The sequence below is a fragment of the Vibrio sp. 10N.222.52.C3 genome (genome assembly GCF_041474195.1).
Classification (GTDB): domain Bacteria; phylum Pseudomonadota; class Gammaproteobacteria; order Enterobacterales; family Vibrionaceae; genus Vibrio; species Vibrio crassostreae_C.
In genome coordinates, this window is record NZ_JBFRTQ010000022.1 from 82,709 (window position 1) to 96,350 (window position 13,642).

The window sequence follows — 13,642 nt, forward strand, 5'->3', positions numbered from 1 at the left end:
GTCATAGAGGCCAAACTGTGGGCGGTAGAATAGCAAATTTAACGTTAAATTAAAATCTTATCATTTTGACCAACATAGCAAGTTAAGACGAAAGTCCCACTATTTTTGCCTAATTACGCACTTAAATGGCGACTCTGCGCATGATTATTTGTAGGACGTACCTACAATCAGATACACCGAATCGAAATTATCTTCGGTTCGGCCATAAGCTAAAATGATCGGCCCGATTGGAGAATCAACACCCGCGAAAACAGAACCCGCGGTGTACATTGGCGCTTCATCAATACTCAAATCATTGTTCGACCAAACACCACCATGCTCAATGGATGCGCCCACGTAGAATGGTGATTTAAAAAGGCCGAAGTCATTTTCAAACCACTTATAACGATAAATAAGGCTGGTGTAAGCCAAGTTCTGACCAATCATACTATTCCTTGGAATACCTGACAGGTTTAAGAAGCCACCAAGCTCTTTGGGATCAATAGGGAAAATCGAATTTTTGCTCTCTACAATACCGTAATCCAGCTTTGCGACTAAAGTATGCTTCTCAATACTCTTTGCTGCCATGAAATTGGCCGAAAACTCATAAACCGTATCACTCTCAGACGTTAAATCCGATTCACCAAGAGAGCTGTCATTATCAAAATCATCATGAGAAACGAGGTACTCTAAATCGACAAAGTAACCCTTGGTCGGTAAGCTGAAATTATCCAAAGTATCCAGTCGGTAACCCATGAAGCCACCAATACGCTTGTAGCCACCACTGCCCAATGAAGGTAACGAAGAAACCTCAACATCCCCATCTGTATAACGAACACCAAATGTCAGCTCCTGCCACAAGGTTGGTTGATAGCCTAATGCCAATTCACCGACATATTCACTATACGTCATAGGGAGATAATCTTTCGTTACGTCCAGTGTCGGTTCTTCAATATCATCAATATCTGCGGGTAGGTTTCTGTTCTCTTTGCTGTAAACAACCGATGCCGAAGTAAACAGCTTTTGACTCGAAAAGAATGGCGAGTAAAGTTCCGCTTCAATTCGCTTGTCCGTTCCCATCTCGATATTGGTTCTTAGCTCTGCACCATGCTTATTAATATCAGTAAAGTTGGCTGAGACACCGAGCGAGTATTGGCTTGTAGTAGAGAAATCATCTTCAAGAAAGAATCGAAAGTTGAGGTAGTTTGGCCCCCAAGATTTTTCGTTCACATCGACCAGCAGTTGCTCCTCGCCATCTACCGTGTCAAATTCATAAGTCACCAACTCGAATCTATCTAGCGCATAGAGGTCTTGTACTTTAGATTCAATTTCACTGGTCTTCAGAATCTCACCTGAATCAAGGTTTAAACGGTTTTCGATCAGCTTATCGGAATAGTGGGTATTGTTATTGATAACAACTCGGTCAACGACGGTCTTATCGCCGTGTTTTAGCTGTCTGCGCGCTTTTTGTTTGTCCTCGATATAATGCTGATAATCGGCATTTGAGAGCGATAGCTTAGAAAGTTCATCAGTATGCTGCTTAGCAGCTTCATAGCCCGCGAGGAAAGCCGATGGCATTTTATCAAATTCTGTCGTCTCCATTTCCCCAACATCTGGGCGCAGGAAGACATCATCGTCTGTTAAAGTTTCAGCTTGCTCTTGGGTGCTGCGTTGAACAAGATAATTAGAGAGTTGGTCAGCTGCGGCTAGAAAATTCGTGAAATCATCTTTGCCTTTGTAGTTGGTACTGATATCCACCGCAATGACGATGTCTGCACCCATCGCTCTGGCTACGTCGACGGGCATGTTATTGGTGACACCACCATCAACCAGCATTCGACCATCGAGGTCATAAGGGGGAAGCGCGCCGGGAACTGACATACTCGCCATCATGGCATCAACAAGGTGGCCATGATCGATGACCACCTCTTCAAGTTCGATAATGTCAGTTGCGACTGAACGGTATGGGATAGCAAGATGGTCGAAAGAATCGAATGAGGATAGATTACCCGTGGTCTCACGCAGAATACGCAACATATTCTGGCCTTGCACCACCCCTTTCCTTGCTTTGATTTCGCCCCAACCTAAGCCGAGATCGGTGTTCAGTTGGTAGCGGTCTTCATGTTCTTTGTCACGTACGCGGCGATCACTACGGTTAACGCGATCACGATAACCGCGATTCCAATCAACCGTATAAATAAAGCTCTCGATCTCGTCTGCGCTCATCCCTGTCGCATAAAGACCACCAACGTATGAGCCCATACTGGTACCGGTAATGTAATCAACCGGGATTTGCATCTCTTCTAGAGCTTTAAGCACACCAATGTGAGCTGCACCTTTTGCCCCACCACCAGCAAGAACGACAGCAACGGTTGGCCTTTTATGAGCTTGTTCAGCCTGCTGAGATTGATCAATCTGTGTCGCGGTGGATGCAAACAGCTGAAAACTGATCACAGTACCGACAACACCTAAGCCACTCACTAACCAACGAGAAATCATTATGTTAACTGTCCTTGTCATTCTTTCTTGTTACGACTTTACCACTGAAAAAGCTTCTTTAGCCACTGTTTTGGTTGACTTTCACAGCCCTTTTTAATGTTTCCACCCTCATCCCAAAGTGGCAGTTTAACTGCACCATCACAATCAAACTCTAAAGCCCCTTCAGAAGTTCGAGTAAAGTTAGCGGTGACAATTCCTGTCGGCCAAGGCAGTAATAACTGCTCGGGTGTTCTCTGTTTGAGATAATCGGCATAAACACGTAACGCACCACTCGAACCAGTAAGCTTAGTCGGCTTATTATCATCACGTCCTAGCCAGATGGTCGTCACTTCACGGCCATCTACGCCCACGAACCAACTGTCTCGGCTGTCATTACTAGTGCCAGTTTTACCAGCTAACCCTGCCCATGCAAACTGACCTTGTAGGAAACGGCCCGTGCCTTCCGACACGCCACGTTTCATTGCATAGGTTGTAAGCCAAGCGGCTTGCTGGTCAACGCTTTGTGATACACGAGGGATCGACTGATACAGAACCTCGCCATCGTTATCAACAACTGAGCGAAGCGCAGACAAAGGTGCTATACGCCCAGAATTGGTAATGGTTTGATACATCTGCGCAACTTGGAACGGAGTCAGTGAGAACGAACCCAAAAACATCGACGGCACTGGGCGAATCTCATTTTTATCGACCCCCAGTTTTCCAATCGTATCCGAGACACTATCAATGCCTAATTGCATGCCTAAACGAACAGTAGGTACGTTGTAAGACTTAGAAAGCGCCACATACAAAGGCACATCGCCACGGAACTTACGATCGAAGTTTCTCGGGCTCCACACGCTACCTTTACTGCCTTTCAAGCTCAGTGGCGTGTCTTTCAATGTTGTCGCCAACGTGTACTTCTGAGGCTGCTCTAGTGCGGTTAAGTAAATTGCAGGCTTGACCAAAGAACCAATTGGGCGACTCGCGTTCAAGGCACGGTTAAAGCCATCGTAGCCAGTACGCTTACCACCGACCATCGCCCGGATTTCACCGGTATTTCTATCCACGGCAATAGCTGCTGCTTCCAGCTTATTACCTGCGGTTTTCGATAAATCAGGCACCTTACGAGCAATCGACTTCTCTAACTTGTCTTGAGATACCGGATCCAGAGAGGTAAAGACTCGAATCCCTTTTTTCGCCTCAAATCGATCGCCGACATACTTCTTAAGCTCAATGTTTACTTGTTGGAAATAAGCGGGCTGACGGCTAGCAATGCGTGGGTTGTCTTGAATATCCAAATCACGATTCGCCGCCTCTTCGTATTGTCGCGGAGTTAAGATGTCTTGTTGCATCAATAAGCGAAGAACCAGATCGCGTCGAGTCTTAGCACGCTCAGGATAGCGAACCGGATTGTAATACGACGGTCCTTTCACCATACCCACCAGCAGTGCTAGCTGATCGATGCGCAGCTCTTGAATAGGTTGACCAAAATACAAACGAGACGCTAAACCGAAGCCATGAATCGCTTGCCCACCATTCTGTCCAAGATAAACCTCATTTAAGTAAGCCTCTAGGATACGGTCTTTGCTGTAACGATGGTCTAAGATAAGTGCAATGTAGGCTTCACGAACCTTACGCCACAATGTACGTTCACTGGACAGGAACAGGTTTTTTGCCAACTGTTGTGTCAGCGTACTACCACCTTGTACCGTTCGCCCAGCTTTGACGTTAACGACCATTGCACGAGCGATGGCCAGTGGCGACACACCATCGTGTTGATAGAAGTTTCGGTCTTCGGTTGCCAGTAAGGCATCAACCATCACTTCTGGGAACTGATTGCGTTTTAAGAACAGGCGCTGCTCATCGTTACTTTTCTCAAGCATGCCAAGCATTTTCGGTTCAACACGCAGGTAGCCCATGTCGCCTTTCTTCTCCAGCGACTGAATGCGAGTTAATTCGTTACCATTGAAGTGCAGCATCACATGACGATCCGCTTCCGGTCCATCAACAAACTCGAACGGACGACGAATCATTTCAATCTTGGTCGAAGAAGAAGAGTATTCGCCTGGGTGACGAGGCGCGTTCACCTTACGGTAATTAAGTACATCGAGCTCATTCTTAACCTGAACCAAACTCACCGGAGTTCCCGGAGACAGGTCTAGCACTCGCGCATAAACCACGGTTGGCAAATCAAACAGCTGACCTTCAAAGCGCTGTTTGACCACAGAATCAAGATAAATACCGACGAACAACAGCAATGCCGCAAGCGCTAAGCCCGCTTTCCAAGAAATGCCCCATAGGATCTTCAACCAACCTCTTTTGCCAGATTTCTTAGCCTTAGGTTTGGTCTTTTTCGCAGCCGCTCTTGGTTTTCTTGGCTTGGCTTTGGTCGCTGGTGACTTCTTTGCTGGCGCTTTTTTAGGTGGTGCCTTTTTTGGCGTTAACATTTTGGTCATCATCGATTCAACTGTCGTTTGGTTTTAGTGGTTGCTACATGGTTAGCAGGGTCATCCGGCCAAGGATGTTTTGGGTAACGGCCTTTCATCTCTTTTTGTACTTCTTTGTACGCACCAGCCCAAAAGCCGGCTAAATCTTGAGTAATTTGCAGTGGTCGCTGTGCTGGAGAAAGGAGCTCAAGCACTACTTTTTTACGCCCTTGCGCGATCAATGGCGAGTCTTGTTCGCCAAAGACTTCCTGCATTCGCACTGAGATCACTGGTTCAGATTGATATTGATAACGAATGGCCTTCTTGCTGCCTGTTGGCATCAGATAGTGTGTTGGCAGCCATTGGTCGATTTCTTGATTCAAAGGCCAGCCAAGATAAGCCGACAATGCTTGCTCAATCGAAACACTAGCCAGCCCTTTTGCCGACTTAATGCCATTCAGATAGGGAGATAGCCACTCATCAAGGTGTTCAATCAAACTCGCATCGTCCATCGCTGGCCAATCATGCTCAGGCATCCAAAGTGCTGCACAGCGCACACGCTCAACCAACTGCTTAGCCGAAGCTGTCCAATTTAAGCGATCCAGCCCGCATCGAGCGACATAATTGAGCAGCGCTTGGCTCGCCTGATTCGCATCGGGATCAGGTAAAGCTTTGGTGCTGATAATCAACTTGCCCAGAGATACACGCTGCTCAGCAACTAAACGGCCACGTTTCTCATCCCAATCGGCGTAATCGGAACGCACAAACAGTTTTGGAAATTCAGCTTCTAACTGTGCGATATCAACCGCGGTGGCTAAGAAAATCTGACTGGCTCGCCCTGTGCTGCGCATCAAATCAATCACTACGATATAGTTACTGTTCGCCAGTGGATCATCATCACGAACCTCAGCACCGTGGCCATTCGCCAAAAGGAAAGCACTGCTGGTCGCGCTTCTCACTTGTGCAATCCGGTCAGGGAAGGCAAAACAAAGCACTAATGGTAGCAATGATTCGTCAGCTTGTGACAAATCTAAGTGATGATTGAGTTTGCTCGCGAGACTTTTCGCTCGCTGCATCACAACGCTATTTTTGGAATGTTTTCTTTGCTTAAGTCGATGCAAAGAGTGTTGAATATCCGTCACATTGCGCTCCGGCTCTTCCAGCAAAGCAGCAGCAACAATCGCGACATTCAACAGAGCAGGACTACCTTGCTGCGCTTTAACCAACATGCTGGCAATACGAGGCTCTAGACCTAAACGTTGGACCTGTTTTCCTAATGCCGTAAATTGACCATTATCGTCTAACAATTCAAGAGTCTGTAAGAGTTGCTTGGCTTGCCCGATAGAAGCTTTGGGTGGAACGTCTAACCATTGCAGTTCATCAGCACTCGCAGCGCCCCAATGCGTCAATTCAGACACCAGCGAAGAGAGATCCGAATGTAGAATTTCAGGCTCAGGTACAGCGGGTTGCTGCATTAACTGCGTTTCGCTGTACAAGCGAACACACAAGCCTTCTTCAATTCGCCCGGCGCGGCCTGCACGCTGCTCAGCGGAAGACTGCGAGATTTTCACTTGCTCAAGCTTGGTGATACCTGTTTTCAAATCAAACTTGGCGACTCGTTCAAGGCCAGAATCCACCACTAATCGAATACCTTCGATAGTCAAAGAAGTTTCAGCAATATTGGTGGCCAACACCACTTTGCGACGCCCTTTCTCAGATGGTGCTATCGCTTTCTGCTGTTGAGAAAAGCTGAGTTGCCCATACAGAGGACACACATCGATATCATTGGCGAATTGTTCTAGTTGAGATTCCACCTGCTTAATCGCAGAAACGCCCGGCAAAAAGGCCAGAAGTGAGCCTGACTCTTTCTCCATCAGAGAGCGAATCACGTTAGCCATTTTAGGGGCTAGATATTCATTTGCGTTAAGAGGCTGATAACGGAAATCGACCGGAAAGGTGCGACCTTGTGATTCAACGTATTTGGCATTCGGCAGCAAAGTTTGCAGAGCTTGTTGATCTAAAGTTGCCGACATCACTACCACTTTCAGATCGTCACGCAACGCCTCTTGGATCTCTAAGCTAAACGCCAATGCGGTATCGGCGTGAATACTGCGCTCGTGAAATTCATCAAAGATCACCATATCAACCCCAGTTAATTCAGGGTCGGTTTGGATCATTCTTGTCATGATCCCTTCAGTAACAATCTCTAAGCGAGTCGCACTGCTGCTTTTAGATTCACCACGAACTCTAAAGCCAATGCTCTCTCCCACCTTTTCTCCCAATTGGCTCGCTAAGTAAGTGGCAATATTCCTTGCCGCTAAACGCCTCGGTTCAAGCATGATGATTTTGCCTTGAACGGCGTTGGTCTTAACTAACTGTAAAGGGAAGAATGTTGACTTACCCGCACCGGGAGCGGCCTTTAGAATAAGTTGAGTGTGTGTTTCTACGCCAGCGAGCAGATCTGGCATCACAGCTTCTATGGGCAGTTGTGGCAATGGGAGAACCTTGTGGTGTAATGTTGGCAACATTGTACATAAAAACCTACCTGTCTAAATAAGTAATATGCACTTCAATCCGCCATTAGAGCCAGCGACTCTTATTAAACGCTATAAACGCTTTCTCACTGACATCCAACTTCCTGACGGCAGCGAACGCACTATTCACTGCGCTAACACTGGAGCAATGACAGGATGTGCGACTCCTGGCAATACGGTGTGGTACTCAACCTCCGATAATGCAAAAAGAAAGTACCCAAACAGCTGGGAGATCTCAGAAACAGACAAAGGTCATCGTATTTGTGTAAATACTGCGCGGGCAAACCAGCTAGCGGTGGAAGCAATTGAAAATGGGACTATAGTTGAACTCTTAGGTTATAACGCGTTACGAACCGAAGTGAAATATGGCAGCGAGAATAGTCGCATTGATATTCTGCTTGAAGATAACGAAAAGCCGCCTTGCTATATCGAAGTGAAAAGCGTCACTTTGCTCGACGAGCTAGAAACGTCAACTAAAGGGCAAGGTTTTTTCCCTGATGCGGTCACAACCAGAGGCCAAAAACATCTGCGTGAACTCACAGAAATGGTCGAATCTGGAAATAGAGCCGTACTTTTATTCACTGTTTTACATTCAGGTATTGAAAAAGTGTCTGCGGCACACCATATAGACGCCAAATATTCGTTATTACTAAAACAAGCACAAGACGCTGGAGTTGAAGTGCTTTGCTATAAAGCAGAGCTCAGCAGTACTCAAATACAACTAAAACAAGCTGTTGAATTTATCAATAGCTAAGCAAAGATGCTGAACTAATCACATTGATTGCAAGTTTGAATAAGAGTATTTGCCACCATTCGTTCTTTCTGCTATAGATACCCGCCTTAAAATTAGCTGCTTTGCAGTTGACTAGGTGTAAATAGGAGATGCTGTATGCCAGAATCTAAGAAAAAAGCGCTAGGCATCCTAGCCATCGCAGGTGTTGAACCGTACCAAGAGAAGCCAGGTGAAGAGTACATGTCACCTGAGCAAACGGAACATTTTACAAAAATTTTAGCAGCTTGGCGCAACCAGCTCAGGGAAGAAGTTGATCGTACTGTGCACCACATGCAGGACGAAGCAGCGAATTTCCCAGACCCAGTTGACCGTGCTTCTCAAGAAGAAGAATTCAGCTTAGAGTTACGTAACCGTGACCGTGAGCGTCGTCTTATCAAAAAAATTGAGAAGACATTAGACAAGATCGAAGAAGACGATTTCGGCTTCTGTGATTCTTGCGGTATCGAGATTGGCATTCGTCGCCTTGAAGCTCGTCCAACTGCTGATCTTTGTATTGACTGTAAAACACTTGCAGAGATCAAAGAAAAACAGATGCAAGGTTAATTCTTGCAGATGTAAAGAAAGGGAGCCTTGGCTCCCTTTTTTGTTTGTTATCCAAGCGAAGTATTTCACACGCTTGATAGTAAATAGCAGCTTTAAGCCTTAGTTCTATACATCAAACCTTGTTCTATAGATTGAAGCTTAGTTCTAGGCATTAAAGCTCTTGTCAAACGTCTTAAGAATCGGCTACTGCGGTACCATTTAGATTAGGTTGTTCACTCATGAATTATATCGGGCGCTTTGCACCATCACCGTCAGGTCCTCTTCATTTTGGCTCACTTGTTGCTGCTCTTGGTAGCTACTTTCAAGCGAAATCTAACCAAGGAAAATGGTTAGTTCGTATGGAAGACCTCGACCCACCAAGAGAAATGGCCGGCGCTGCAGACCTCATTCTTAAGACGCTTGAGGCTTACCATCTATTTTGGGATGGTGAAGTCGTCTATCAAAGCCAACGTCATGACTTGTATCAAGCTCAAATCGATCAATGGGTTGCTGACAATCAAGCCTACTACTGCCAATGCACCCGCAAGCAGATAAAGGCTTTGGGCGGCTTTTACAATGGTCACTGTCGAGATGTGGGCCTAATCGATTCAGGTGAACAGGCGGTGCGCTTGTGCATGGACTTTCCAGTAGAGTCCTTTGATGATGTTCGCCACGGCACCATTCAAATCCCTAAAGCACTAGCTGTAGAAGATTTTATTATTAAACGCAGAGATGGATTGTTTGCCTATAACTTGGCCGTTGTCCTTGATGACATCGAACAAGGAGTAACAGAAGTCGTAAGAGGCGCAGATCTGATAGAACCCACCGGTCGACAAATCAGTTTGTATAAGACGCTCAAGCAAAAAACAGTGAGCTACTTGCACTTACCATTGGCAACCGATGGCTTGGGGAATAAACTGTCAAAACAGAACCATGCCACCGCGATAGATCTCGACAACCCAAAACCAACGTTACTCAACGCGATGCGATTCTTAGGTTTTGATATCCCGACGGCTCTTTGTGAGGCTTCAATGGATGAGATTTTATTGTGGGGCTGCCAGCAATGGAACGTCAGTCAGTTACCTGATAGTTTACAAAAAGAGCACTGTAATTAGCTCGAAACTCACGGCAAATAGCAAAAACGACACATAAAAATGCCATAACCAACCACTGTGGTTAAGCAGACGATGTTCTCAAATGGCTCGCGCTAAGCTATTATTAGCCGCAATTAAACTCTGCACTACCACTTTGGACTAAGAGAAAAACAAAGTTGGCGATACCTACTTTGTTCTAAACTAATGAATACAAACGACAATACCCCAAGCGAACAACGCGGATTCCACGAATTAGCTCTGAATATTTATACTCGTCAAGAGCACAATATTTCACGCAAGCAGATCAGCGACAACGCACTAAAAGTGCTATATCGCCTGAATGGTGCGGGTTTTGACGCATTTCTAGTCGGTGGTGGTGTGCGCGATATCTTATTAGGCTCTCAGCCAAAAGATTTTGATATTGCGACCAACGCAACGCCAGAGCAAATCAAACACCTCTTCAGAAACTGTCGTCTTATCGGTCGCCGTTTCCGCTTGGCACATATCATGTTTGGTCGCGACATCATTGAAGTGGCAACTTTCCGTGGTCACCACCAAGAACCATCGAAGAACGTTTCTGCACAATCGAAAGAAGGCATGCTACTTCGCGATAACGTGTACGGCAGTGTTGATGAAGATGCAGAGCGTCGTGATTTCACAATCAACGCGATGTACTACAACATTGCAGACTACAGCATCCACGATTACGCGGGTGGTGTAGAAGATTTAGAAGATAAACTGATCCGCCTGATTGGCGATCCAGAAACGCGTTACCGCGAAGACCCAGTACGTATGCTACGTGCAATGCGCTTCGCCGCTAAACTGGATTTCGACATCGAAGAAGACACGGCTGACCCGATTGAAGAGTTAGCTCACCTTCTAAGAGATATCCCAGCAGCGCGCCTTTACGAAGAGTCTCTGAAATTACTGCAATCAGGTCACGGTTTAGAAACCTACCACTTGATGCGCGAGTACAATCTATTCCAACAGATGTTCCCAGCGGTAGCGGAGCACTTCACCGAAGATTACGACTCACACACAGAGCAGATGCTTGATTTGGTTCTCGATTCAACCGACCTTCGCATCGAAGATGGTAAGCGAGTAAACCCAGCATTCATGTTCGCAGCGATGCTTTGGTACCCAATGAACAAGCTGGCAGACAAACTTGTCGCTGAACAGGGGATGGCACACTACGATGCGATCATGGAAGCGAGTAACATCATTCTAGATCAGCAAGTAAAGTCTATTGCTATTCCTCGTCGTCACACAGCAACCATTCGCGAAGTTTGGCAACTGCAACTTCGACTGCCTCGTCGCAACGGTAAACGCGCTGTTCGTCTAATGGAATTAAACAAATTCCGTGCAGGCTACGATTTCCTAGAAATGCGTGGTGAGATTGAAGGTGGCGAAACCAAAGAGTTAGCAAAATGGTGGGAGCGTTATCAGACTGCGGGTCGCAACATGCGTCAAGCAATGGCTAACGACGTTGCAGCACCATCAAAGTCAGGCCATCGTCGCCGTAAGACTTACCGAAACAAAAAGAGTAAGCAATCCGAATGATAACTGCTTACATTGCGGTCGGCAGCAACCTTGCCGACCCAGTTAGCCAAGCAAATTTGGCTATCGAAACGCTAAAAAGCCTACCGCGATCAACGTTTATTGCGACCTCTCAGCTATATAGTAGCACTCCAATGGGACCGCAAAATCAACCAGACTACATCAACGCGGTAGTCGCTATTCAAACCGAATTAACGCCAATTGAACTGCTTGATTGCACTCAAAAGATCGAACTAGAGCAAGGGCGCGTCCGTAAAGACGAACGTTGGGGACCAAGAACCTTGGATCTCGACATTGTGCTATACGGCAATGAGGTGATCGATTCAGAGCGCTTAATCGTTCCTCATTATGGAATGAAAGAACGAGAGTTTGTACTCTACCCGCTTGCTGAAATCGCACCAAGTTTACAACTCCCTGATGGGACTGAGCTGACAGAACTACTGAAAATAGTAGATAAGAACGGGCTCAATGTTTGGCAACAATAGCCAAGCGCATTAAGGAAAACCAATGAAAAAAATAACCATTAACGACCTGATCAAATGCAAACGTGAAGGCCGTAAATTCGCGACGTCGACAGCTTATGATGCGAGCTTTGCTCAATTATTCGAAAGCCAAGAGATGCCTGTACTGCTTGTCGGTGATTCACTGGGTATGGTTCTACAAGGCCATAACGATACATTACCAGTCACCGTTGAAGATATTGCTTACCATACTCGCTCAGTGCGTGCTGGTAGCCCTAATTGCCTTCTTATGGCTGACATGCCTTTCATGAGCTACGCGACTCCAGAGCAAGCTTGTGAAAGCGCAGCTACCTTGATGCGTGCTGGCGCGAATATGGTAAAAATCGAAGGCGGAAGCTGGTTGGTTGATACTGTAAAGATGCTAACAGAACGTGCAGTACCAGTATGTGCACACTTGGGCTTAACACCTCAGTCTGTGAACATTTTTGGTGGTTACAAAATTCAAGGTCGTGATGGCGAGCAAGCCGACAAAATGGTTGCTGACGCGCTAGCCCTGCAAAACGCAGGCGCTCAAATCGTTCTACTTGAATGTGTGCCAGCTTCATTGGCAAAACGAATTACAGAAGCTTGTGACGTACCGGTTATCGGTATCGGCGCCGGCAATGTTACCGATGGTCAGATATTGGTTATGCATGACATGTTCGGTATTTCTGCGAACTACATGCCGAAGTTCTCTAAGAATTTCCTAGCAGAAACCGGTGATATGCGTAAGGCAGTAGCTCTATACAAAGAAGAAGTAGAGAGCGCGCGCTTCCCTGATGAAGCTCATACAATCGCTTAGGAGTAAGTATGCAAACTTTTGCTGAAATAGCGGCTCTTCGTGAGCAGATTAAACAGTTTAAGCGTGATGGACGTACGGTTGCTTTTGTACCGACAATGGGAAACCTGCATGAAGGCCACCTAACTCTAGTAAAGAAAGCTCGAGAACTGGCAGACATCGTTGTGGTAAGCATCTTTGTAAACCCAATGCAGTTTGACCGCGCCGACGACCTAAACAACTACCCTCGCACGTTAGAAGCAGATTTAAGCAAACTAACTGGCGAAGGCGTTGAGCTGGTATTTACACCAACGCCAGAGGTGATGTATCCAGATGGATTAGACAAACAAACGTTTGTTGAGGTCCCTGGCATATCTCACATGCTTGAAGGTGCATCTCGTCCAGGTCATTTCCGTGGCGTAGCGACGATTGTCACCAAGCTGTTTAACATTGTTCAGCCAGACTTTGCATGCTTCGGCAAAAAAGACTTCCAGCAGCTTGCTGTTATTCGCCAGATGACCACTGACTTAGCGTTAGACATTAAAGTTGTGGGCGTAGCGACCGTTCGTGAAATGGATGGCTTGGCAATGAGCTCTCGCAATAGCAATCTAACGATTGACGAACGCCAACGAGCACCAGTTCTAGCGCGTACTATGCGCTGGATCAGCAGTGCTATTCGTGGTGGTCGCGATGACTACGCATCAGTAATTGAAGATGCAACCGACCAGCTACGCGCTGCAGACCTTCAACCTGATGAGATATTCATTTGTGATGCGAAAACGCTACAAGCGATCACTCCAGAATCCACTCAAGCTGTGATTCTTATGTCAGCTTTCCTAGGTAAGACTCGTCTTATCGACAACCAAGTTCTCGACTTGGTAACGGAAACCAAAGAAGAAGTGAAAGAAGAAACCGCTGAGTAATCGCTTTCTTCTCTAAACACAAAGCAAAAGCACAAACGAAAATCGAGTAGGAGGAGGC

At 46.3% G+C, this 13,642-nt stretch carries 10 protein-coding genes; 7 read left to right on the forward strand and 3 right to left on the reverse strand.

Translation table 11 applies throughout. The features are described from left to right. Positions 1–144 precede the first annotated feature (144 nt). Genes AB4517_RS03455 through hrpB form a run of 3 tightly spaced genes read right to left on the reverse strand, consistent with a single transcriptional unit; the run spans position 145 to position 7,411 of the window. Entirely contained in the window at positions 145–2,478 is a 2,334-nt protein-coding gene (locus AB4517_RS03455; protein WP_372147897.1) for a patatin-like phospholipase family protein, read from the reverse strand. Between the two features lie 38 nt (positions 2,479–2,516). Beyond that, a complete protein-coding gene (mrcB, locus tag AB4517_RS03460) occupies positions 2,517–4,916 on the reverse strand; it encodes a penicillin-binding protein 1B (RefSeq protein ID WP_372117121.1) in 2,400 nt (799 codons plus the stop codon). Further along, complete coding sequence (hrpB, locus tag AB4517_RS03465; protein WP_372147898.1) at positions 4,913–7,411, reverse strand: ATP-dependent helicase HrpB; 2,499 nt, start codon at positions 7,409–7,411, stop codon at positions 4,913–4,915. Before hrpB ends, mrcB begins: the two co-directional genes overlap by 4 nt. A gap of 34 nt (positions 7,412–7,445) precedes the next feature. Between hrpB and sfsA the strand changes: the two genes are divergently transcribed. The 7 genes from sfsA to panC all read left to right on the forward strand — a co-directional run bounded on the left by sfsA (position 7,446) and on the right by panC (position 13,584). After that, a complete protein-coding gene (gene sfsA / locus AB4517_RS03470) occupies positions 7,446–8,171 on the forward strand; it encodes a DNA/RNA nuclease SfsA (RefSeq protein ID WP_048612328.1) in 726 nt (241 codons plus the stop codon). Positions 8,172–8,306: 135 nt separating this feature from the next. Next, a complete protein-coding gene (dksA, locus tag AB4517_RS03475; RefSeq protein ID WP_004738189.1) occupies positions 8,307–8,753 on the forward strand; it encodes an RNA polymerase-binding protein DksA in 447 nt (148 codons plus the stop codon). 218 nt (positions 8,754–8,971) lie between these two features. Further along, positions 8,972–9,847: a tRNA glutamyl-Q(34) synthetase GluQRS gene (gluQRS, locus tag AB4517_RS03480; RefSeq protein ID WP_017068882.1), complete on the forward strand. Its 876-nt coding sequence runs from the start codon at positions 8,972–8,974 to the stop codon at positions 9,845–9,847. 183 nt (positions 9,848–10,030) lie between these two features. Next, entirely contained in the window at positions 10,031–11,386 is a 1,356-nt protein-coding gene (pcnB, locus tag AB4517_RS03485; protein WP_017059432.1) for a polynucleotide adenylyltransferase PcnB, read from the forward strand. Then, entirely contained in the window at positions 11,383–11,868 is a 486-nt protein-coding gene (folK, locus tag AB4517_RS03490) for a 2-amino-4-hydroxy-6-hydroxymethyldihydropteridine diphosphokinase (RefSeq protein ID WP_004735459.1), read from the forward strand. The genes pcnB and folK overlap by 4 nt, the downstream gene beginning before the upstream one ends. Positions 11,869–11,890: 22 nt before the next feature. Then, the gene (gene panB, locus AB4517_RS03495; protein WP_372147899.1) at positions 11,891–12,685 is read left to right on the forward strand and encodes a 3-methyl-2-oxobutanoate hydroxymethyltransferase; all 795 of its coding nucleotides are present in this window, start codon (positions 11,891–11,893) and stop codon (positions 12,683–12,685) included. Positions 12,686–12,693: 8 nt separating this feature from the next. Next, the gene (panC, locus tag AB4517_RS03500; protein WP_048658188.1) at positions 12,694–13,584 is read left to right on the forward strand and encodes a pantoate--beta-alanine ligase; all 891 of its coding nucleotides are present in this window, start codon (positions 12,694–12,696) and stop codon (positions 13,582–13,584) included. Positions 13,585–13,642 lie beyond the last annotated feature (58 nt).